The 21,187-nt window shown below is 42.0% G+C and carries 21 protein-coding genes; 7 read left to right on the top strand and 14 right to left on the bottom strand.

The genetic code is table 11. The features are described from left to right. The first annotated feature begins 12 nt into the window (after positions 1 to 12). Positions 13 to 1,035 carry a LacI family DNA-binding transcriptional regulator gene (locus tag HUS61_RS17165; protein WP_175083262.1) on the top strand — a complete coding sequence of 341 codons (1,023 nt, stop codon included), beginning with the start codon at positions 13 to 15 and terminating at the stop codon, positions 1,033 to 1,035. On the opposite strand, the gene HUS61_RS17160 is transcribed toward HUS61_RS17165, so the two are convergent. From HUS61_RS17160 to HUS61_RS17140, 5 genes are read right to left on the bottom strand one after another with little or no spacing between them, the layout of a single operon-like run. Then, positions 998 to 2,965 (bottom strand): response regulator, encoded by a 1,968-nt coding sequence (locus HUS61_RS17160; protein ID WP_175083261.1) that lies wholly within the window; start codon positions 2,963 to 2,965, stop codon positions 998 to 1,000. The genes HUS61_RS17165 and HUS61_RS17160 overlap by 38 nt on opposite strands. A gap of 50 nt (positions 2,966 to 3,015) precedes the next feature. Further along, positions 3,016 to 3,477, bottom strand: a complete 462-nt coding sequence (locus HUS61_RS17155) for a response regulator (protein WP_062566100.1) — start codon at positions 3,475 to 3,477, stop codon at positions 3,016 to 3,018. Next, entirely contained in the window at positions 3,477 to 4,955 is a 1,479-nt protein-coding gene (locus tag HUS61_RS17150) for an ATP-binding protein (protein WP_175083260.1), read from the bottom strand. The genes HUS61_RS17155 and HUS61_RS17150 overlap by 1 nt, the downstream gene beginning before the upstream one ends. A gap of 22 nt (positions 4,956 to 4,977) precedes the next feature. Then, positions 4,978 to 5,187: a histidine kinase gene (locus HUS61_RS17145; RefSeq protein WP_054562695.1), complete on the bottom strand. Its 210-nt coding sequence runs from the start codon at positions 5,185 to 5,187 to the stop codon at positions 4,978 to 4,980. A gap of 12 nt (positions 5,188 to 5,199) precedes the next feature. Continuing rightward, positions 5,200 to 6,540 carry a sigma-54 dependent transcriptional regulator gene (locus HUS61_RS17140; RefSeq protein WP_175083259.1) on the bottom strand — a complete coding sequence of 447 codons (1,341 nt, stop codon included), beginning with the start codon at positions 6,538 to 6,540 and terminating at the stop codon, positions 5,200 to 5,202. Between the two features lie 216 nt (positions 6,541 to 6,756). Here HUS61_RS17140 and HUS61_RS17135 point away from each other — a divergent pair, with 216 nt between their 5' ends. Both HUS61_RS17135 and HUS61_RS17130 read left to right on the top strand, forming a co-directional pair. Next, positions 6,757 to 7,269, top strand: coding sequence for an NUDIX hydrolase (locus tag HUS61_RS17135; protein ID WP_175083258.1), 513 nt, complete (start codon positions 6,757 to 6,759; stop codon positions 7,267 to 7,269). Then, a complete protein-coding gene (locus HUS61_RS17130; protein ID WP_175083257.1) occupies positions 7,266 to 7,643 on the top strand; it encodes a cytochrome b in 378 nt (125 codons plus the stop codon). Before HUS61_RS17135 ends, HUS61_RS17130 begins: the two co-directional genes overlap by 4 nt. Before the next feature lie 7 nt (positions 7,644 to 7,650). On the opposite strand, the gene HUS61_RS17125 is transcribed toward HUS61_RS17130, so the two are convergent. Genes HUS61_RS17125 through HUS61_RS17115 form a run of 3 tightly spaced genes read right to left on the bottom strand, consistent with a single transcriptional unit; the run spans position 7,651 to position 9,795 of the window. Beyond that, positions 7,651 to 8,145, bottom strand: coding sequence for a YgjV family protein (locus HUS61_RS17125; RefSeq protein ID WP_175083256.1), 495 nt, complete (start codon positions 8,143 to 8,145; stop codon positions 7,651 to 7,653). A gap of 49 nt (positions 8,146 to 8,194) precedes the next feature. Next, positions 8,195 to 8,761, bottom strand: a complete 567-nt coding sequence (locus tag HUS61_RS17120; protein WP_175083255.1) for a Crp/Fnr family transcriptional regulator — start codon at positions 8,759 to 8,761, stop codon at positions 8,195 to 8,197. Next, a complete protein-coding gene (locus HUS61_RS17115; RefSeq protein WP_175083254.1) occupies positions 8,758 to 9,795 on the bottom strand; it encodes a nitronate monooxygenase family protein in 1,038 nt (345 codons plus the stop codon). The genes HUS61_RS17120 and HUS61_RS17115 overlap by 4 nt, the downstream gene beginning before the upstream one ends. A 166-nt stretch (positions 9,796 to 9,961) precedes the next feature. On the opposite strand from HUS61_RS17115, the gene HUS61_RS17110 reads away from it, so the two are divergent. Next, on the top strand, positions 9,962 to 11,338 hold the full coding sequence (locus HUS61_RS17110) for an NAD-dependent succinate-semialdehyde dehydrogenase (RefSeq protein ID WP_175083281.1): 1,377 nt from the start codon (positions 9,962 to 9,964) through the stop codon (positions 11,336 to 11,338). 62 nt (positions 11,339 to 11,400) lie between these two features. Here HUS61_RS17110 and HUS61_RS17105 read toward each other — a convergent pair whose 3' ends face one another. The 3 genes from HUS61_RS17105 to HUS61_RS17095 all read right to left on the bottom strand — a co-directional run bounded on the left by HUS61_RS17105 (position 11,401) and on the right by HUS61_RS17095 (position 13,346). Continuing rightward, complete coding sequence (locus tag HUS61_RS17105) at positions 11,401 to 12,474, bottom strand: endonuclease/exonuclease/phosphatase family protein (protein ID WP_175083253.1); 1,074 nt, start codon at positions 12,472 to 12,474, stop codon at positions 11,401 to 11,403. 17 nt (positions 12,475 to 12,491) lie between these two features. Continuing rightward, positions 12,492 to 12,812, bottom strand: a complete 321-nt coding sequence (locus HUS61_RS17100; RefSeq protein WP_062566111.1) for a hypothetical protein — start codon at positions 12,810 to 12,812, stop codon at positions 12,492 to 12,494. Positions 12,813 to 12,911: 99 nt separating this feature from the next. After that, positions 12,912 to 13,346: a hypothetical protein gene (locus HUS61_RS17095; protein WP_175083252.1), complete on the bottom strand. Its 435-nt coding sequence runs from the start codon at positions 13,344 to 13,346 to the stop codon at positions 12,912 to 12,914. A gap of 141 nt (positions 13,347 to 13,487) precedes the next feature. Here HUS61_RS17095 and HUS61_RS17090 point away from each other — a divergent pair, with 141 nt between their 5' ends. The 3 genes from HUS61_RS17090 to HUS61_RS17080 all read left to right on the top strand — a co-directional run bounded on the left by HUS61_RS17090 (position 13,488) and on the right by HUS61_RS17080 (position 17,052). After that, positions 13,488 to 13,625, top strand: coding sequence for a hypothetical protein (locus HUS61_RS17090; RefSeq protein WP_175083251.1), 138 nt, complete (start codon positions 13,488 to 13,490; stop codon positions 13,623 to 13,625). Positions 13,626 to 13,713: 88 nt separating this feature from the next. Next, the gene (locus HUS61_RS17085) at positions 13,714 to 15,771 is read left to right on the top strand and encodes a TonB-dependent receptor (RefSeq protein WP_175083250.1); all 2,058 of its coding nucleotides are present in this window, start codon (positions 13,714 to 13,716) and stop codon (positions 15,769 to 15,771) included. A 96-nt stretch (positions 15,772 to 15,867) separates the two neighbouring features. Beyond that, entirely contained in the window at positions 15,868 to 17,052 is a 1,185-nt protein-coding gene (locus tag HUS61_RS17080) for an MFS transporter (protein ID WP_175083249.1), read from the top strand. Positions 17,053 to 17,066: 14 nt separating this feature from the next. On the opposite strand, the gene HUS61_RS17075 is transcribed toward HUS61_RS17080, so the two are convergent. The 3 genes from HUS61_RS17075 to HUS61_RS17065 are packed head-to-tail and all read right to left on the bottom strand — an operon-like array spanning position 17,067 to position 20,710. Next, positions 17,067 to 17,477 carry a GFA family protein gene (locus HUS61_RS17075; protein ID WP_175083248.1) on the bottom strand — a complete coding sequence of 137 codons (411 nt, stop codon included), beginning with the start codon at positions 17,475 to 17,477 and terminating at the stop codon, positions 17,067 to 17,069. Position 17,478: 1 nt separating this feature from the next. Next, a complete protein-coding gene (locus HUS61_RS17070) occupies positions 17,479 to 18,492 on the bottom strand; it encodes a fatty acid desaturase (RefSeq protein ID WP_175083247.1) in 1,014 nt (337 codons plus the stop codon). Positions 18,493 to 18,538: 46 nt separating this feature from the next. Continuing rightward, the gene (locus HUS61_RS17065; RefSeq protein WP_175083246.1) at positions 18,539 to 20,710 is read right to left on the bottom strand and encodes a bifunctional diguanylate cyclase/phosphodiesterase; all 2,172 of its coding nucleotides are present in this window, start codon (positions 20,708 to 20,710) and stop codon (positions 18,539 to 18,541) included. Positions 20,711 to 21,187 lie beyond the last annotated feature (477 nt).

Genomic DNA, 21,187 nt, shown 5'->3' with positions numbered 1-21,187 from the left:
AAAAGGAATAATATGGCCACCATTTACGAGGTGTCGAAACTTGCAGGTGTTTCTCTTGCAACCGTTTCACGAGTAATGAACAACAATGCAAATGTCAGTGATGCAACTCGTAAAAAGGTCACTGCCGCAATGGATGAGCTTGGCTATAGACCTAACTCAATTGCTCAGTCATTAGCATCAAATTGCTCGAACAGTGTTGGCCTACTGGTCTCTGAATTACAAGGTCCGTTTTATGGACCTATGATGAGCGGCATTGAAAATACCTTTCGTAATCAAGGCAAACATCTGATTATTGCTGCGGGTCACAGTGATGAAGAACGCGAAAAACAAGGGATTGAATTTTTAATTAGCCGTAACTGCGATGGCCTTATTTTGCATGTTGAAGCAGTCAGCGACGACTACCTTATAAAACTCAGTAAAGGCCGTACGCCATTTGTTTTGATCAACCGCTATATCAGCGAACTCAGTGACCGCTGTATTTTGCTTAACAACCTTAAAGGTGGCTATTTAGCGGCGAAGCATGTGTTAGAGCAAGGTCATAAAAATATTGCCTACATCAGCGGGCCGCTTTGGAAACAAGATGCCAAAGACCGTCTAGAAGGACATAAACAGGCCCTTGCTGAGTTTAATCTTGAGTTTGATGAAAACCTATTATTCCAAGGTGACTTCATGGAAGCGAGTGGTTACGAAGGTTTAAAAGCACTTCATCAACAAACGCATCCATTCACAGCGCTCATCTGTGCCAATGATGAAATGGCTGTAGGCGCCATGGCTAGCGCGCGGGATTTAGGGTTAACTTTACCTAAGCAATTGTCGATTATGGGTTACGATAACGTATTTTTCACCCGTCACGTTTACCCACAATTGAGCACCGTTAATTACCCAATAGATGAGATGGGTCGCATGGCAGCAGATTGGGTGTTAAATCATGTTTATCAAAAACAAACCCCACCACTACAAACGCTATTTGAACCAGAGCTTATAATAAGGCATTCAATTAGCCGCCAATCAGCTCAGATAACAAGCCAAGGTTAATCGGCTTTAATAACACTTGTTCAATCTCAAGTTGTTCAATTTTTTCTGGCTCTGGCTCTGCGCCACTAACAATGACTAGATTTAAGTCAGGGTGGCGCTGTTTTATCTCATGGGCTAAATCAAGCCCTTCGCCATCAGGCAAATGCATATCGAGTAACACTTTAGCAAAGTTTTGATCGTCACTCAGGGTCGCAAGACATGCAGCACAACTTGGCGCTATAACAGTTTCAACACCTAAGCTTTCAAGCAATAACTGAGTGATTTGCGCCGCATCACTGTCGTCCTCAACCAATAAATAGCGTGTGCTTTGTAATGTCACTTCAGGACTGTCGTCTTGCTCAACCACAGGTGCAGTATTGCCTTCGCAAATGTAATGATTGAGCACTTGGTAAAGCAGCCCAGAATCAACCGGTTTTGCAATCATATCGTTAAAACCAAGCGCGCTTAACTCAGTTCTCACCCCTTTCATGGTGGCGGCAGTAAGCGCGATAATTGGCCCTTGATAGCCCATTTTACGCAGCTCAATGGTAGCCTCTTTGCCGCCCATAACCGGCATATGCAAATCAATAAATACAATATCAAAAGGTTTACCGGCTTGCTCGGCACTGGCTACTTTTTCAATTGCTTGTTTACCGTGTTCTGCGTACTCCACTTCTGCCCCGGTCATAGTGATCATGTGACCAACAAGGGTGCGTAAATCTTTTAAGTCGTCGACCACTAATACCCGACCACTGGTTTCGAGGGTGGCTAATTTTTGCTGGCAATCGGGGTTTGAATCAAAGCGTAGCACTTGGCGCTCAACATCACGAATGTTACCCGGGTAGATAGAAAGGGTAAATTCAGAACCCACACCTTGCGTTGATTCAAGCTCAATAGAGCCTTGCATTCGACTAAGTAACTCTGAACAAATAGCAAGGCCAAGCCCCGCTCCACCGACATCTCGTGATTCTACATCGGCAATTTGTTCAAATGGCTTAAAGATCAATGCTTGTTTTTCGGCTGGGATTCCAAGGCCAGTGTCTTTAATACTAAAAAACAGCATTTCTCGTTCATTGACCCAAGCAGTCCAAGCTCGCACTGTGATCTCGCCTTGGTTGGTAAACTTGATTGCATTGTTGATGATGTTAATTAGGATTTGGCGTAACCGAGTAGCGTCTGTGTTTATAACTAAAGGAAGAGCTTGCTGCGACTCAAACTTAAGCGATAAGCCTTTATCAAGCGCAGAAACACGCATTAAGGTATAAACGTCAGCCATTAGGCTATCTAAGTTAACATCACTGCAATTGAGCTCCAGTTTATCGGCAGCAATCTTTGATAGGTCAAGCACATCATTGAGTAAACTCAGTAAGTGTTTGCCATTTCGGTAAATCACACCCAACTCATTTTGAGCATGCTGGTTCTTACCGCTTTGCATGAGTAACTCTGTGTAACCCAAGATAGAAGACAGAGGTGTGCGTAGCTCATGGCTTAAATGGGCCAGAAAGCGGTCTTTAGAGCGGTTTTCAGCTTCTGCTTTTAAACGCTCAACACGCTCATCTTCAACATCTCGGCGGGCTAACGCGTAACGTATAGCACGAGCAAAACGCCCGGTGCTCATTTCATTTTTAACGAGATAATCAACAGCTCCGGCATCGAGCGCCGCAGAATCGAGGGCTTCATCTGATTGCCCGGTTAGCATGATAATAGGGCCACGAAAGCCATTTGCCACAGCCCGTTTTAGTACTTCGAGGCCATCTGATGCGCCTAAGCGGTAATCTAACAAACAAATATCATGTTTGTTTTCGCTAAGCTCACTAATGGCCTCTTCAGGACAACTTAACCACTCAACATCGAATGTATGGGAACCTAATTGGTCTAGGTAGTCGCAAGTAAGAATATAATCGTCTTCGTCGTCTTCTACTAAGAGTAATCGGGTTACCTTGTCTAACATTCTTATTCCTTATTCCAATTTGCTTAATTAAGTATTTATGCGAATTGGACTTAATCGTTTTGTGATGTTGGCAGCTCTACAAACTCTACCCAGTATTTCCCTAGTGTTTGCATTAACTCAACTAAACCTTCAAAAGTAACGGGTTTAGTGATGTATGATGCAGCGCCCAAGTCGTAGCCTTTAACCATATCTTCTTCTTGTTTTGATGTGGTTAAAATCACAACCGGTATGCCCTTCAAGTTAGGGTTGGCTTTGATGGCTTGTAAAGCTTCTCGGCCATCCATACGCGGCATATTTAAATCGAGTAAAATCAAGCCCGGACGAGGCGAGTTTTCTTTTTCACTAAATTTGCCTTTACGCTCAAGGTATTCAAGCAACTCTACACCGTCTTCAACAAAAAACAGCTCGTTTAATACACGGCTTTCGGCCAATGCATCTTGGGTTAATAAACGATCATCTTCGTCGTCATCAGCCATTAAAATGGTAATTGGTTTAACTTTATTAAGTGGCATTAAGCCTCTCCTTGTAGTGTGAAAAGCGATGTTTCCACGGGTAATTTAAGAGTGAAGCTTGCACCCTCACCAACGCGACTACTTGCAGTTATTTCTCCGCCATGACGCTCAACAATACGGCGACAAACCGATAATCCTATGCCTGTGCCCTTATATTGTGAACGACCATGTAACCGCTGGAACGGAACAAATATTTTTTCGAGATACTCTTCAGAAAAACCGATGCCGTTATCTGAAATAGTAATAATTTCCCACTCAACATCAGTGTTGTGAGTTTCGCTGAATTCTGACGTTCGCTGGTATGTAATATCAATCACAGGCGCAACATCCTCACGCCTAAACTTCACAGCATTAGAAAGAATATTTAAGAACAATTGCAGCATTTGGCTTGGATCGGCTTGAATATGCGGTAAAGTGTCGAGATTAACCGTGGTCTCAGATTCTTTTATCGCAATTTCAAGATCATCAAGAACTTCTGCAACAACTTCATTTAAATCAGTATCAATAAAATCTTTACCACGGGTGGTTACACGTGAGAACTCTAGCAAGTCGTTGATTAAATTAGACATACGCTGAGCAGCATTTTTCATTCGATTAATGTAATCAACGCCTTTTTCACCAAGCTCATCTTTAAACATCTTGTCGAGGCGGTCACTAAAAGCTTGAATCTTACGCAGTGGCTCTTGTAAATCATGACTTGCAACAAAAGCAAAGTCTTCAAGCTCTCTGTTAGAGCGGCTTAACTCGTCTGAATATATGGTTAGCTCTTGGGTGCGCTCCGCGACTTTTGCCGCTAGATTCTCATTTTGGCTTTCAAGTTCAGCTCTATATTTAGTTTGGTTGCGTAAGTTAATACGAGTTAATACAAACATACCTATTATCAATAAGGTACTGGTCACAGCCGTAATCGCAAATGTTAGTTTAGCTTCATTTCTAATCTCAGAAAGCTTCGCAAACTGCTCTATTTTAAAGTTCAGTTCACGCATTTGAATTTCATCAACTGCTGCGCGAATATCTTTGTATAAATCGCGACCTTGGTCAGTTAATAACAAGCGGCGAGCTTTAACGTCTTTATTTGCAAGGGCCAGATCGGTGGTTTTAGTCATTACCGCCACTTTGTCGTTTACTAAATATATTAAACGAGCAATGCGGTCTGCTTGACCTTCAATTTCTGAATGCAAACTTTTCACAAGCATGATCTGCGCTTGCATTGAAGCGATTGCATCATTGTAAGGCAGTAAATAATCTTCTCGGTCACTAAGTAAATAACCACGCTGACCTGATTCAGCTTGCACCACAGATAAATGCAAACGCTCAATCGCAGTGTTGAGCGAGTTGGTGTTATCAAGACTACTTTGTGTTTCGGTGAGTGAGCGAATGCTATTAAGGGCTAAAAATGCATTAGCCACCACGATACAAAGCACCACGGCAATAAAGCCAGCCCAACTGACTGCTATTTTTCCTTTTTGTTTTTGCATTTACTTCTCAATCTATGAGTGCTTAATCAGCTGCGTGAGTGTCGCTTATTTCCTGTAAGTGCTCACTACACTGCTGACAATTAGCAATAATTTTATTCAATGCCTCAAGTGCTTTTTGCTTAGGCATATCATTTTCTAATACGAGCTTAACTAACTCTGCATTCATCGAAATACGGTTCAGTGGCGCGCGGGCATCGTGCACCATTTTTCGTAAAGACTCGTTATTATTCATAGCTATCCTTTGTTATTTGTATTCGCCAATGCCTCCATAAGCATTTAAACGGTTATAAAGTGTTTTAGTACTGATCCCCAGCATTTGTGCTGCAATCGTCTTATTACCTTGTACTTTATCTAAAGTAGCGTGGATCAATTCTTTTTCAACTTCTTCAATGGTTTGCCCTGCAACAACTTGGTTTGCTTGGCTCTCTTTATTCACTTTAGAAAAAGGTGACTCTAGCGATTCAGGCAAGGTAATAGCAGTGCCTTTAGGGTCACTCATAATAAAGGCGCGGTGAATAGCGTGACGAAGTTCACGTACGTTACCTGGCCAATCATGGGCCTCAAGCTCTTTGATTTGCGCCGCTTGCCATTTAAAGTCAGTGCCGTTTTCTTCATTGAGTTGCTCTAAAAAGGCATTGGCAAGCAGTGGAATATCCTCTTTGCGCTCACGAAGCGGAGGAATATCAATGGGGAATACGGCTAAACGAAAGTAAATGTCTTCACGGATAACATTGTTTTGCGCAAGATCGGTCAAGGTGCGGTTGGTTGCAGAAATAACACGGCAATTCACTGCTTGCTCTTTGGTGCCACCCACGCGGGTTACTTTTTTGCTTTCAAGCACGCGTAGTAAGTTTGGCTGCATATCAATTGGCATTTCGGTCACTTCATCTAAAAACAAAGTACCGCCAGCAGCTTGCTCAAACACCCCCTCCTTACGCGCAATAGCCCCTGTAAATGCGCCCTTTTCATGACCAAAAAGCTCGCTACCAATCAGCTCTTTTGAAAATGCACCACAGTTGGTTGCCACTAGCGGACCATCACACTCAGTCGCATTGTGTATCGCCTGCGCCACCACTTCTTTACCTGCACCACTTTCACCCATCAACATTACATTGGCAGAAGTTGCTGCGACACGCTCAATCATAGTGTAAAGCTTTTGCATCACCTCAGATTCACCAATTAGGGTGCCGAAGTGGCGCTTTATTGCTGGCGTTGTTTTTTTCTGAGGGGCTGCTTTTTTAGGGTTAAGTACACGCTCAATGTCTTCACGTTGCAGTGGCTTAACTAGGTGGCCTACATTTGGTTCACACATTTCAGCCAGCTTACCTTTTACTGAAGGGTGCCCTGAAATTAACGTAACACGAGGCGATTGACCGATAGCTTTTAAGTGTTCAAGTAAATGAAGGCCGCTGCCATCAGGCAACATAAAATCTAAAAAAACATGGTCAAACGTATTGTTTTCAAACCATTGCTCCGCTTCAGCAAGGTTCGCTGCGGTATTTATATTGTGCCCGAGGAACTCAACAATGTGACAAACTACATCACTAAATTCACTGTCATCATCAACCAAAAGTACGTTTAACATATTCATTCCCTAAGCTTTTTCAATTATTCTACGCACAATTACAAGCAAATGAAAACTAGATGCGCTAGATCTCTAAATAGTTCTTAATTCCAGTTATATTACCTTATTAGTTTCAATTTGGGGTAAGCATAATGAATTAAATGCGAAAAAAAGGTTATTATGGCACGTTGAATATTAAGCTAAGCTGTACTTGCATTAATTTAAAGTTGTAATCCTATGAAGTTATTAAGAAAAGTAATTCACCCAAGCTTAAGTAATGACTATGGCACGGTGTTTATTCGTAACACTGCCCGCGCCATTGTTTTAAAAGGTGAACAAATACTACTTTTATATACCGCCCGTTATGATGACTACAGCCTACCTGGTGGTGGCGTTGATGAAGGCGAAAGCATTGAGCAAGGGCTTCTACGAGAGTTACATGAAGAAACTGGCGCACAACAAATTCAAATAAAGCAGCCACTAGGATTATACGAAGAAGTTAGGCCTTGGTATAAAGACGACTTTGATTGTGTTCATATCAAATCTTATTGCTACTACTGTAAAATTAGCGATGAATTTACAGACCCAAAAATGGAGCATTACGAAGTGCAAAATGGCATGCACCCTAAGTGGGTGAATATTTTTGATGCCATCGCACACAACGAAACCACCATGGCAATGAGTGAAAAACAGGGGCTATCGATTCAGCGCGAGACCTTTTTATTGAAACTCATTGCTGACACTCTTTGAGTTACTTTACATTACTTTACGCAACCCTTATTTGGCGTATTAAAGAAGGCGCATTACCTGCGACATCAGCAATACCTAAGTGGCAGACAGCGATTGCTCACATCACTCATGGCTTATTATTACTTGCAACTCTAGCCATGCCGTTGTCTGGTTTTATCATGAGCTATGCAGGTGGTCGAGCAATTAGCTTCTTTGAGTTTGAGCTATTGAGTGCACCAGAGAAAACACCTTGGCTTGCTGATGCAGGCAGCTTTGTACACCACAGTTCAGTGCTTATTATCGTGGTGATTTTAGCCTTGCACATTGCCGCAGCACTTAAACACCAGTTTGTTGACAAAGATGGCATGCTGTGCCGCATGTTAGGTAAGTCTTAAATCAAATTTAAGCGGGCTTAGGGTGAGCATAAAAGCGCCATAAGCCCACTAAATTACTTATTAAAAAGACCGTTTCCATAAACACTGCCAATGGTGAAAAAACCAAAGTGTTATGGGCTATCCAACCAATCGTGCCAACAATCATCAGTATACGTAAGGTAAAGTCTTTGCCTTGGAATGAAGCATAAGTTTGCAGTAATGTTGCCGACAACGCGATAAAGCTCACCCAGCTATGCCAAGTAAATAGTACTGCGCTAATACTCAAAAGCATAAAAGCTATCATCACCCAGCTTTTGCGGGCAAAAATACAATAGCCATAACGCAGTGCAGCAATCAGCATTAAGCTTGCTGCACTATAGTTTTCGAGCAACATAAAGTGCACAGATGTCAGTAAAACCGAGCTAAACAAACAAGCCAAAATTGCCTGTCTTTGTTTAAATTGAAAAGATGCCAAATCGAGTAATGTGGCAATGGCAACTAGGCACTGAGATAAAATAAACATAACGACTCCTGAAAAATCAGCAGTGTAATGTTCACTATTTTGCTGCGCCTTAACTTAAGTTAAGACGCCGTCTAATTCGCGATAAAGAAATCGCAGAGATCCCTAAATACATAGCAACCTCGTTTAAACTCAGTTGTTCAAGCCAATGCGGCTTTTGCTCCAGTAAATATTGGTAACGCTGCTCAGGGGTATTGAGTAATAAAAACGCTTCTTTTGCTTCTTTAAACAATAATTGCTGACTAATTAACTGATGTTTAATTGCTTGCCAGTCACTACTATCAAATAAAACCAAAGGCACCTTAATGAGCTCAGCATCACGTATTACTTTAAGCTGATAAAGCGCTGGGGTTTTAGTTAACCAGTTACCATAAAGCAGTGCAAATTCATCTTGAAAGTAAAATTCTTTACACTTTTGCGCACCCTGCGAGGATGCATGCAGTGCCCCAAGCACCCCAGATATAATTAAGTAACCTGCATCTTGTTCGTCGCCTTGCTGCAATAAAACATCACCTTTAGCGTAACGTCTTGTAGCGCATTGCCCAGCAAGCTTGTTACGAAATTCACAGGCTAGTTGATGGTAACTATCACCAAGTGGAAGTAACTGGGTATCTGTCAAGATTGCCAACCTTGCATTAGTAGTTCAGTCATTTGCTGGGCGTTTATACCTTCTCGAACCACAAAGCGCTCACCACACCAAAGCGGTGAAAAACCACTGTCGCCTTTAGCCTCTGCTTTTGCACGTAATGCCGTCATTGCAATCGACGCATACGGAAAAGGCGGCGCTTGCTCTGGCATCGCGCCTAACTCTTGCATTACTCTGTTGCGTACTCCTCTTGCTGGGCGACCAGAGAATAAGGTTGTCAATTCTGTTGAGTCTGGCTTAACCGTTTTTAATACTTCACGATGTAAAGTACTTGTTGTCGCTTCTTCGCAAAGTAAGTAAGCGCTCCCTACCTGCACAGCAGATACACCTAATGCTTGGTACTGAGCTACATCTTCCGCTGTGCAAATTCCACCTGCTGCAATTACGGGAATATCAAGCTTTACACACTCTCGTACTAATTGCACTGTGGTTGGTTGTAGCGATAAATCCATCGATAAAAAATGACCTCGGTGACCACCAGCTTCAATCCCTTGTGCAATAACCGCATCGGCACCATTTGCTTGTAGCCAGCGCGCTTCATCTAATGTTGTGGCTGATGAAAGAACCGTCCCGCCCCAGGCTTTAATCTGAGAAACAATCTCTTTACTTGGCAGACCAAAGTGAAAACTCACAACGGCAGGCTTATAAGGGGCGATAATATCGATCACTTGCTGATTAATAGGCTGACGTGAAGCGTTACGGGTAAATTGTGAGGCATCGACAGCAAACTCATCAAAATAAGGTGTAAGCACATTATGCCATGCAGTTTGCTGAGCCAGTGTATAGTCAGGTGTTTGATGACAAAAGAAATTAAGGTTGTACGGCTTATCAGTATGCTGACTAATGTAATCAAGCTCTGAGACTAGTTGCTCAGCCGAAAGCATAGCGCAAGGTAACGAGCCAAGCCCCCCAGCTTCACAAACAGCCACTGTCAGTTTGGCGTTTTGCACACCCGCCATTGGCGCTTGAATAATCGCAAGTTCGGTATTTAACACAGAGTTTGTCATTACGTATTCCTTGTAAGTTTTGCAGCCTGTTGCAGTTTTTACAGAAAAAGAGTGCCCAGCTAAGATTAAATTAAAATAAAAGGCAATTAAATCAAATAGCTAGAACAGCGAAAAATTAGGTATTAGCCTTGCAAACCTTTTCCTACAATTTTGTAAGGAGATAATGATGACTGATACTGTTACTACAATCAATCCAGCCAATGAGCAAACCTTAAATACGTATAATTTATTGTCGCTGCAACAAGCACAGAGTGAAGTTGACCAATGTCATCAAGCTTTTTTAAAGTGGCGCACCACATCCCATGAGCAGCGCGCTAAATTACTCAATCAACTTGCACAAGTAATTGAATCAAACCAGCAAGAGTTGGCCCAGTTGATGACCGATGAAATGGGCAAGTTATATCAACAAGGCCTACAAGAAGTTGAGCTTTGCGCTGCAATTTGTCGCTATACCGCAGAGCAAGGGCCACAAGTGCTTGCTGATGAAAGCCGTGATATGCAAGACGGCCGTGCAATTATTAGCTACCAACCAATCGGTGTCGTTTTAGGTATCCAACCTTGGAATTTCCCGCTTTATCAAGTCATTCGCTATGCTTGTGCAAATATCATGGCGGGTAATACCACGGTGCTAAAACATGCTGGCAATGTATTTGGCATGGCGGAAAAAATTGAGCAATTATTTACTCAAGCTGGCTTTGATGACTATTGCTTTAAAAACCTACTGATTGACGGCAAAACCGCAAGCAAACTTATTGAGCACTCAGCTATCCGAGGTGTGACATTTACTGGTAGCGACGAAACAGGCAAAAAAGTGGCTGAGCTTGCAGGTAAACAGGTTAAGAAAACGGTACTTGAGCTTGGTAGTAACGATGCCTATGTTGTACTCGATGATGCTGACTTAAATACGGCGATTACCGCATGTACACAAGGGCGTTTGATCAATAACGGGCAAACCTGTGTTGCCGCAAAACGCTTTATTGTTGTTGATGCTTTATACGATGATTTTAAAGCCTTAATTAAAGAGCAATTTGAACAAGTTGTTCTTGGTGACCCGAATGATGAAAAAACCACGCTCGGTCCAATGGCCCGTAAAGATCTACGCGATAAACTTCATCAGCAAGTGACTGATTCAGTAAATGCGGGTGCGAGCATTGTTACCGGCGGTAACGTTGCTGAGCACACAGGCTTTTATTACACCCCGACTCTACTTGAAAACATTAAACCGGGCATGCCCGCCTATGATGATGAATTATTTGGCCCTGTAGCATCGCTTATTAGAGCAAAAGATAATGATGAGGCAATGCAAATTGCCAATGACTCTCGCTATGGTCTTGGTGGCGGTATTTTCTCAAAAGACGAACAAGCAGCCATTGAGCTTGCAAAGCACCATTTTGATACCGGCATGGTTAATATCAATGGCTATGCCCTTGCGCAGCCGAACTTACCATTTGGTGGTGTAAAAGACAGTGGCTATGGCCGTGAACACGGCGGCTTTGGACTACGAGAATTTGTTAATATCAAAACCATTATGATCAACGACTAACTACAAAAAAGGGCTCGTTAGAGCCCTTTCTTATATCTAATTGTCCGCCATGAATAAGGTTATCACTTTTCAAACATTGGCACTTGCTGCTTAGACGCTGCTGGCATTTTTAACTCATCCACTGCTTTTTCTTTATCAATCTGCTCTTGTTGTTTTTGATTGTCAGAATCGGGGTTATAAACAAGTTCAGTAAGTAGTGCAAAATGGTCTGAGCCATACTTAGCCAAACGCTCAATACGCTTAACACTAAACTCATTACTATGAAAAAGGTGATCAAGTGGCCAGCGCATAAAGAAATAACTGGCATGAAACGTATTAAAAAAGCCTCTCCCTTTACGTGGGTCTAACAAACCACTAATACGCATAAACAAGCGGGTACTACGCGACCATGCAACATCATTTAGATCACCGGCAACAATACAAGGTCGCTGTCTGTTTTTAAGTGCTTTCGCTAAAATTATCAGCTCAGTATCACGGGGTCGTGAACTGTCTTCTTCTGTGGGGCTCGGAGGAGCAGGGTGAATAAAGTGCCCTTGTACTTCTACGCCATCGGCATCTTCAAACAAAATATGGATTGAGGGGATATCGCTTTCTATAAGCTCACAAACTTGCTGTTGTTTGATTTTAAACTTACTGTACAAGTGCATGCCATAACGATTATCTTTTGGGCAGTAAACACGATATGGGTACTCTTGCTCTAAACTGCTCAGTTTATTTTGCCAAGTTTGATCAGACTCTAACGTAATGAGGAAATCAGGTTGGTGCGTTTTAACTAAGCCAATGAGTTTGTCATATTCAGTGTTCGACATCAGTACATTTGCCGACATAATACGAATACTGTGCTTATCGGACTTATTGCTTGAGGCAACTTCTTTGTTAGCGAGCCATGTGTAAGGGTAAATCCAACCAACTTGCAATAACAGCACTAGGATACTAGCTAGAGCGCAACCAATATAAAACACATAGCCCGTTCGACTGATTAAATAGCTTGCAGTAATTAAACTCGCACAAGCAAGGTAAACCACTTGTAAGCGTACAAAGTCACAACTGCGAATTAAGTAATGTTGGGAATATGAAAATGGCAAGATTGAGACCACTAGCAGCATGGCCAATAGTGAACTCAATCCATAAGTCATGATCGATTCAAGCAAAATTAGCGGCTCAGAATAGAAATAATTTCTCGGGTATCTTCCACTAAACGCACGACAGTATCGTCAACTTGAATTGAAATTAGACCATCTCTGTCTCGTGATTTAATCACTTTACCGCGGCGGTAAATATCACGGTCAAGAATATCGCCTTTGCGTAATTTTTTTTGCCAACCAGGTGGTAAATCGCCACCATTATCAAGTTTCTTTTCAAGGCCAGGTGGCAGACTTTTACCTTTGTCCTTATCCTTGTCTTTATCTTTTGCAAGTGCGCCAGCCGTCACTAAGCTCAAACCTATTACTGCAACTGTTAACAATGCTTTCATGCGAGTGCTCCTTTTATTAGTCCTAGTTAAGCGTAGCAAGTTTTTCTGAACTGGGTATGAAAGCAGCTAAAAAAAGCCGCTAAGCGGCTTTTGACAGGATTAACGATGGCGAGTAACAATTGATAAAATCTCTCGCGTATCGTGTACTAGATGAATAAGGCGGTCATCGATTTCGATGGCAATAATACCATTTCGGTCGCGACGTTTTATCACTCGCCCATGACGATATATATCACGGTCAAGAATATCACCATGATGATAACGCTTATACCAACCTGGTGGTAAGCCACCACCATGCCCTACTTTTTTGTATAAACCGGGTGGTAAATCACGGTAGCTGTAACGGTCGTATCTATCGTAACGATCATGTCTGTCATGATGGTGATGTTTGTGGTGTTTTTTATGCTTTTTATGCTTTTTACGTTCGTGCTTATGTTCGTATCTATCATGGTCACGATCATGTTTCGCGTTTGCTTCCATAGGTATCAAACTCAAACCTAAAATGGCAACTGAGATAGTAAGTAATTTATTCATAATAGAGACCCTCAACGTTTGCTCTTGATAAAAAGCCTAACGTTTTAGCCTGAATCATAGATGAAGGGTTACAATTTAAAAACGTAACTGTTTACATATAAACACATTAGAAAGCCAATCTTTACATTTCTTTAAACTTCTTTGGCACTATTTACGAAAACCCGCGTTAAAGAAGAAAAAGTAGCGAATGTAACGCACAGAAACGGCAGCAGCGGCAGTAGCTTATTTTGGTTAGTTGCAGTACTGGCAGGTTTTGCCGTACATCGCCGTAGCGCATAACAGACAAAGTTATTAATCGCGAAAGCTTTTACCCATCCTAAAAAGCAGTTACCCTTTGGTTTTTGTTGTACCTAACCAAAGGGTTTTCATGAAGTTGTCGATACTCTCAGTGCTTGTGAGCACCTCATTATTTAACCATCAAGCTTTCGCTAATAATGAGCTAGAACATATTACAACAACCGCCTCGCGCAGCGAAGTGTTGGCAGATCCATTGCCAGTTGTGGTCAGCAGTATTTCACAAAAGCAACTAGCCCTAATCGCTCCTACCCATATTGAACAAGCCCTTAAGCAAGTGGCCGGTGCTAATCTTCAACACGGTAACGGCCAAGAGTATTTACCCGCTCTACGTTCGCCTGTACTTTCTGGTGCTGGTGCCTGCGGTGGCTTACTTACCGCTGAAGATGGTATTCCACTTCGCGCAGCTGGTTTTTGCAACATCAATGAATTATTCGAAGCCCACACAGAAATGGCTGAACGTATCGAAGTACTGAAAGGCCCGGGCTCTGCCCTTTATGGTTCAAATGCAGTGCATGGTGTAGTCAACGTGATCACGCCAGATACGACCTATGACCACAACCAACTTGGTTTTGATTATGGCTCGTTTGGCTACACTCGCTACAAACTTGGTACGGGGCGTGACTTTGGCCAGCAAGGTTTAGGCATTAATGCCACGCTCACCCGAGATACAGGTTATCGTGATGACGAAAGTGTTGACCAAGAAAAACTTTCGCTACGCCACCGTTTTGATGGCGAAAAATTAAGTGTAAGTACAGGCCTGACTTACACCCATTTAGATCAGCAAACGGCTGGCTACATCGAGGGCTTTGAAAGCTATAAGGATGAGCAAATAGCTCAGTCTAATTTTGATCCTGATGCATTTCGTAAAGCCCGATCTTTACGTGTTTGGTCAAAGCTAAATTGGACACAAGATGAGGCTAACAGCTTTTCCCTAACGCCTTATATCCGCGACCAAAACATGACCTTCTTTAAGCATTTTTTACCGGGTACTCCCCTTGAAGAAAATGCTCAGCAAGGTGTTGGCCTACAATCAAGCTGGCAGCATAAGTTAACGGGTTCTAGCCTATTAACTGTTGGCTTTGATGGTGAGCTTACAGATGCTGACTTTTTACAATATCAAGATAGCCCAACTCAAGGCTCAGCATTTTTAGTCGCCACCGTGCCACAAGGCAAACATTATGATTATCAAGTAACTAGCACCCTATTAGCACCATTTGTTAATCTTGATTGGCAACTTGATGAGTTACTCATCAGCCTTGGTGGCCGATACGAGCGTATGCGTTATGACTACAACAACCATATGTTGGCTGGTCGTACAAAAGAAGATGGTACTCCATGCGCAATGGGTGGATGTCGCTATTCTCGACCAGAAAGCGGTGTAAATCGCTTTACCAACTTTTCGCCTAAGCTTGGTTTAAGCTATCAATATGCTGAAAACCAGTTTATCTACGCCAATGCTTCAGAAGGTTATCGAGCACCGCAAGCGGCAGAGCTTTATCAGTTACAGCGTGAACAAAATGTCGCAGATCTAAAATCTGAAACAGCTAAAAATCTAGAACTTGGTTTAAAAGGTCAACAAGCACAGCTGCATTATGTAGTTAGCTTTTATGCAATGAATAAAAAGAACGTAATTTTCCGCGACAGTGATTTTTATTACGTCAATGATGGCCAAACCCAGCATCGTGGTGTTGAACTTGAGTTAGCTTATGCCATTACGCCAAGCTTATCGATGCAGTTAGCCGCGAGTCACGCCAAACATACATACAGTTATGACCAATTACTCAGCGGGATTAATATCAATGGTAATCTCATAGATACTGCTCCACGTAACATCGCGAACTTGCAGCTACTTTGGCAAGCAAACGACATGACACGTGTTGCCCTTGAGCTACATACCACCAGCAGCTACTTTACTGATCCTGAAAACCAGCATAGTTACCAAGGCCACTCATTAGTAAATTTAAGAGCGGCGTGGCAGCTATCAGCTAACCTTAGTGTGACGGCACGAATAAACAATTTAACTGACGAGCGTTATGCAGAGCGCGCTGACTACACCACATTTAGTGGCGACCGCTACTTTCCAGGTAGACCGCGCAATGCCATGTTATCAGCAAGTTATCAGTTTTAAGTAACCGCATTATTTGGTGAGCTATCTCATAGTTCACCCACGCTGTTTAGTGTTTTGGTATGATAAATGTACCTATTGCTATAGTTCCTAAACAGCGTGTCATCTTCTCAAAATCTAATTCGTAACCTTCTTTTAGTGCTGGGCATTTTTCTTATTGCAGCTAGTTTACGTGCCCCTATCACTGGTATTGCACCGGTACTTGAACAGATCATTGAACAATTTAAGTTAAATGCATCACAAGCCGGCATGTTGACGACTTTACCTTTAATTGCATTTGCTGTTGCTTCACCTATGGCTGCAAGCCTTGCTAAAAAATGCGGCCTTGAAGTATCACTGTTTATTGCCCTGGTACTCATAGGCATAGGGGTTGTGTCTCGTGTTATTGATTCTGCCACCATACTATTTATTGGTACCGCTGTAATTGGTGTCGGTATCGCGATTGGCAATGTGTTATTACCTAGCTTAATAAAACGTGACTTTCCACACAAAGTCGCTGTGATGACGTCTAGTTATGTTTTAGCGATGGGCATATTTGGTGGCAGCTATTCAGCACTCATCATTCCGCTGGCTGAGTATAAAGAACTTGGTTGGCAATTGGCGCTTGCCAGTTATGCCTTATTGGTTGTGCTGGCTATTGTGGTGTGGTTACCACAACTTAAGCAACATACCATGCCAAAACAGGCACATGTGTCGAACAATACACAAAGCAAAATTTGGCACTCTGCACTTGCTTGGCAAATTACGTTATTGCTTGGCTTTAACTCATTTTTCACTTATATCATGCTAGGTTGGCTACCCAGCATTTTAATAGAAGGCGGCCATAGTGCGCAGCACGCGGGTGCTTTGCAAGGCGCCTTTCAAGTAGCCTCAGCGCTACCAGGTATTGTGCTTATTCCACTACTTGCCAAATTAAAAGATCAACGCATCTTAACCCTAAGCTTGGCATTACTTGGCGCGCTTTGTTCTGTTGGATTATTAGTTGCGCCTAGTTTTGCTATGCTTTGGTCAGTCACCTTAGGGTTTTGCTCAGGTGCCTGCTTTATCTTGGGCTTATCATTTGTAAGCCTGCGTACTCATGACTCAATGCAAGCTGCGGCGTTATCGGGTATGGCGCAATGTATCGGGTATTTATTGGCTGCAACAGGCCCTATTATTGCGGGCGCCTTACATAGTTATTTTAATAACTGGGCAGGAGCACTTTGGCTGTGTATTGCATCTAGCCTGTTGTGTGCTTTATTTGGTTATTTAAGTGGCCGAAATATCACCATCGGCCAGCAATAAATATGAAACCACAGCTATTTAGGTGCGGTTTCAAAGGCACTCATATTACTAAGGCTATCTAGCCAAGGTTTATGTGAGCGATACCAAATATGCGCTTTAGGGATAAGTTCATCAGCTTGCTCTACGGCGCCAATACGTAAGCCATAAATACGTTCACCTGCACCTACAGAGGTCGCGTATAAGGCCGTACCACAGTTACCACAAAACCCTTGCGCACGCTGATTACCACTCTCGGCAATTTTTATATATTCTTTTGGCTCTGCACCTGTAAAGGTAACCCCATCAGGCATAGACACCACAACCGTGCGAAATGGCGCACCCGAGATAATTTGACAGTCAGTACAGTGACAGTTAATCACTTTATTTTCATCCACTTCTGCGTGGTAAGTTACCTCACCACAATGACAACGACCGGTAACCTTCATATTAAACTCCTTGTTGAGATGATTGCCCTTTTACAGGGTAGTGATTGGCATGTTTTAAGCTTTGAAAATCATTAAAACGTACCCTATGCTGGGCCATAATAGGACGTATTTTTTTGCTGATCAATTGTCTAATATAAAAGGGCTGGTTCGGCACAAAATGATGGATTGTATGGGTTCGGCCGAAATCAAAGCAAAATAACTGAAACGGTAAAAACCAACGGCTGGTGATCACATGCGTTTGCTCAAGCAAGTTATTTACACCGCCATAATAATGCATTGAAGATGTCACTAAGTTAAGAGACGTTGAGCGAATGATATTAGGCACAATAAGTACCACCATTAAAAACTCAGCTCCCGCCAGTAACTCAGCTCCCCACGGCGGCAATGTAAACGGCTGCACAAACTGCACAGCATAATAAGCAATTACCCCATAAAGAATCGCAAAATACGCGGTTGCAATCGGAAAGCCCGCATTAAACACGCTTAAAAACTTAAAACCACTAATTTCTTTATTAAATCGCTTGGTATTGATTAATAAACCTAGCAGACCATCAGTAATGACCAAGGCTCTTAAAAATGGCGATTTAATGCCATTGCCCACTAAACGCTCTTCTAAATCTTGTGAGGTGCCGGATACTTTATGGTGATGCAAATGGATTTTTCTGCGATACCAAGGATTAACCGTATTGGGCCGCATAAGCCACACGGTTAACATCATAAAGTTATGTATAAAAGGGTGATTACTAAAATACTGCTTATGGATAAGGTCATGCTCAAGCTCATGCGATACCGAGGTAATAAAGGCAGCCAGAATGATGCAAAGCCACGAGGGAATAATCGCTAAGTAATAAAGTGTCGCAACACCGATTAGTGAAAACAACGACGCCAGCAGAATAATCATCGCAATGGCGTTTTGCTGGTTAAGAATAGGGTAATGCGATCTAAGCGATTGTTCTTCGGCCTTAATGGCTGTAACAATCGCCTTTATGTTTTGCTTTGCGGTTAATTCTGACATCACAAGCTTTGCTAACTGTTTGATGTCAAAATCATACAGTAATTACCTACTGCTCTCGAGAAAATTGCGTTAAAAATGGAATTACATCATTCGCTGGCAATGGTTTAGAAAAGTAATAGCCTTGTATATAGTCACAACCGGCTTCGGTTAGCACAGCCAATTGCTCGCGCTCTTCAACTCCTTCAGCAACGACTTTAATACCCAAAACACGACTCATTTGAATAATCGATTTAACCAGCGCTTCATCGCCTAAATCAACATGCACTTCATCAATAAATGACTTATCTAGTTTTAGTACATCAACTGGGAAGCGGCGCAAATAACTAAGAGACGAATAACCCGTACCAAAATCATCTAGCGAAATTAAACACCCAGCTTGCTTCAACTGCTTTAACACATCGAGATGGTTGGTATTTTCTGGCGCTAAAACACTCTCAGTTAATTCAAATGAAATTTGTGATGGTTTAACCCCTTGCCCTTTAATAATCTCAAGCCATGCATTACGTTCAGGGTTAAACTCAGTAAATTCAAATAAAGAACGGTTCACATTAAAAACAAAGTTTTCATAACCTTGTGCTTCTAACGCCTTAATTTGCTGGCAGGTTTTAATCAATACAAGTTCACCGAGGGGAATAATCACCCGCGACTCTTCTGCTAACGGAATAAACTCAGCAGGTGATACCCATTGCCCTTGGTTGTTCCATCGCACTAAACTTTCGAATTTAGCGACCGTATTATTTTCAATATCAATAATAGGTTGAAAATACACTTCTATGTCGTTGTTCTTTACGGCTTGTGTAAGCTGCTCAACCAGTAAGTTGTGCTTTTTAACCTTGTTATCCATCTCTTTGCTGAAAAACAAATATTCATCGCCTGTTTGTTTTGCATTCAAGGTAGCAAGCTCAGCTTGGCGAACTAAACGACGAGCAATTTTTTCGATTTTTTCTTGTGAGCTAGCAGCGCTAGTTTGCTCAAATTGACTAATACCCAGCGTAACTGAAACTTGCTGACTAATGCCACCAATAGAAACAGGCTCAACAAGTAACGCGGTAATTTGTTTACAAACATGCTCAAGTTCACTGACATGCTGATAAGTTTGTAAAATAGCAAAACTATCACCATCGATCCGCGAAAAAGCAGATTCTTTAAAGCTTTCATCGAGGCGCTCTGAAAGCTCGCATAAAACCTTATCGCCAAAGGTTAAACCGTAAACGGTGTTGATATCTTGAAACTTATCAACATCAAAGTAGATAACGGCTAAGTTAGTATTTGCATCGTCTTGGTACGACAAAGATGATAGCAACTGGCATAAGTACTCTTTGAAGTAAAAACGATTGGTCAAACCGGTGAGTTGATCGTGGTTTGCATGAAAATAAATTTTCTGCTCAGCTTCTTTTTTCTCAGTGATATCCAAAATAAACGCCACATAGCAATCTTCACCATTATTTTGCATTTTGGTTATCGATAAAAATTGCGTGTACAACTTACCTTGTTTGGTTTTATTAGTGATCTCACCAGACCACTTTCCCTCAGTATTAATTTGGTGCCACATTGCTTTATAAAAATGCGGGTCATACTTGTTTGAGCTTAAAATTTTTGGATTTTGCCCTAAGACTTCATCCAACGAATACCCCGTCATTTTAGTAAATGCGGTATTCGCGTAGGTAATATGTACATTGTGGTCGCAAATAAAAATTGCTTCGTGGCTTTGCTCAATCAATTGGTTTGCAAAATCTAATTTAGCAATAAAACGGTCTTTTTCGATTTCACGCTGGATAAGACCAGTAAATAACGAGAAAAAAGACTCAATTTGCATCGCATCATTTATTTCATGCTGAAATAGCGCGACAAGAATGGTATCGGTTTTGCCCGATATACTTTGTAAAGGCACACCCACATAAGCTTCAATGCCCATATCAACAAGTAGCTGATCATTCGGGAATAACTGCTGAACTCCTGCATTGTAACTTGAGATGCTGCCACAGCTCACATCATTACAAGGCGTACAGCGGATATCGTAGCTGATGTTTTCTACAATTTCGTCATGCGCACACAAAGCTATAGTTGTTGCATACAAAGTTGACTCATCGACTTGAGCTAAAAAAACATGAGAAGCACCAAGCACTTCTGATAAAGACAAGCATATTGCATTATAAAAGTTCTCACTTTTAAGATTTGAAATACTTTCAACAATACGCTTTAAGTCGTATGTACCCACGCTATGCTACCTTACCCGATAATGTGCACTAAGTGATTGACTTCACTTATAGTTCAGACCACAAATTGTATTATAAGATGTATTCAAACACCATCGTACTCTAGTCTTAAATGATTAATTTTCAACCAAATAAACACACATTTTTCGGGGTTATTTGTAGACTAAGCATAGTTCGAACTTGACCGCTTATAAATAGAACAAAAGTTGCTTTAATGGAGCCTGAATTGGTACTTAGATTTGAGTTATAGGCTCTGGGTGGTTCTGGGTGCTGGGTGCTAGGTGCTAGGTGCTAGGTGCTAGGTGCTAGTACTTCATCACACAAGTTCTGACTAGTTGAGGGCACCATAAGCCCTCTCAAGTTTTTTACGAGCTGATTCAACATTAAATAGCCAGTTTATATTTGTTCTTTCTTTATTCCTGCTCCATTCCCAGGCCGCGAGTTCTGTCTTTAGTTCTTCCATACTTGCTATACGTCTA

The organism is Pseudoalteromonas sp. 0802, from assembly GCF_013350085.1.
GTDB lineage: Bacteria > Pseudomonadota > Gammaproteobacteria > Enterobacterales > Alteromonadaceae > Pseudoalteromonas.
This window is presented reverse-complemented; position numbering and strand designations above follow the sequence as displayed.

Coding starts and splice junctions, on each gene's coding strand:
- HUS61_RS17085 (WP_175083250.1), top strand. CDS start 13,714: ATGAAGTTGTCGATACTCTCAGTGCTTGTGAGCACCTCATTATTTAAC.
- HUS61_RS17135 (WP_175083258.1), top strand. CDS start 6,757: ATGAAGTTATTAAGAAAAGTAATTCACCCAAGCTTAAGTAATGACTAT.
- HUS61_RS17160 (WP_175083261.1), bottom strand. CDS start 2,965: ATGTTAGACAAGGTAACCCGATTACTCTTAGTAGAAGACGACGAAGAC.
- HUS61_RS17115 (WP_175083254.1), bottom strand. CDS start 9,795: ATGACAAACTCTGTGTTAAATACCGAACTTGCGATTATTCAAGCGCCA.
- HUS61_RS17095 (WP_175083252.1), bottom strand. CDS start 13,346: ATGAATAAATTACTTACTATCTCAGTTGCCATTTTAGGTTTGAGTTTG.
- HUS61_RS17150 (WP_175083260.1), bottom strand. CDS start 4,955: ATGCAAAAACAAAAAGGAAAAATAGCAGTCAGTTGGGCTGGCTTTATT.
- HUS61_RS17140 (WP_175083259.1), bottom strand. CDS start 6,540: ATGTTAAACGTACTTTTGGTTGATGATGACAGTGAATTTAGTGATGTA.
- HUS61_RS17110 (WP_175083281.1), top strand. CDS start 9,962: ATGACTGATACTGTTACTACAATCAATCCAGCCAATGAGCAAACCTTA.
- HUS61_RS17070 (WP_175083247.1), bottom strand. CDS start 18,492: ATGTCAGAATTAACCGCAAAGCAAAACATAAAGGCGATTGTTACAGCC.
- HUS61_RS17145 (WP_054562695.1), bottom strand. CDS start 5,187: ATGAATAATAACGAGTCTTTACGAAAAATGGTGCACGATGCCCGCGCG.
- HUS61_RS17105 (WP_175083253.1), bottom strand. CDS start 12,474: ATGACTTATGGATTGAGTTCACTATTGGCCATGCTGCTAGTGGTCTCA.
- HUS61_RS17100 (WP_062566111.1), bottom strand. CDS start 12,812: ATGAAAGCATTGTTAACAGTTGCAGTAATAGGTTTGAGCTTAGTGACG.
- HUS61_RS17155 (WP_062566100.1), bottom strand. CDS start 3,477: ATGCCACTTAATAAAGTTAAACCAATTACCATTTTAATGGCTGATGAC.
- HUS61_RS17125 (WP_175083256.1), bottom strand. CDS start 8,145: ATGTTTATTTTATCTCAGTGCCTAGTTGCCATTGCCACATTACTCGAT.
- HUS61_RS17075 (WP_175083248.1), bottom strand. CDS start 17,477: ATGAAGGTTACCGGTCGTTGTCATTGTGGTGAGGTAACTTACCACGCA.
- HUS61_RS17165 (WP_175083262.1), top strand. CDS start 13: ATGGCCACCATTTACGAGGTGTCGAAACTTGCAGGTGTTTCTCTTGCA.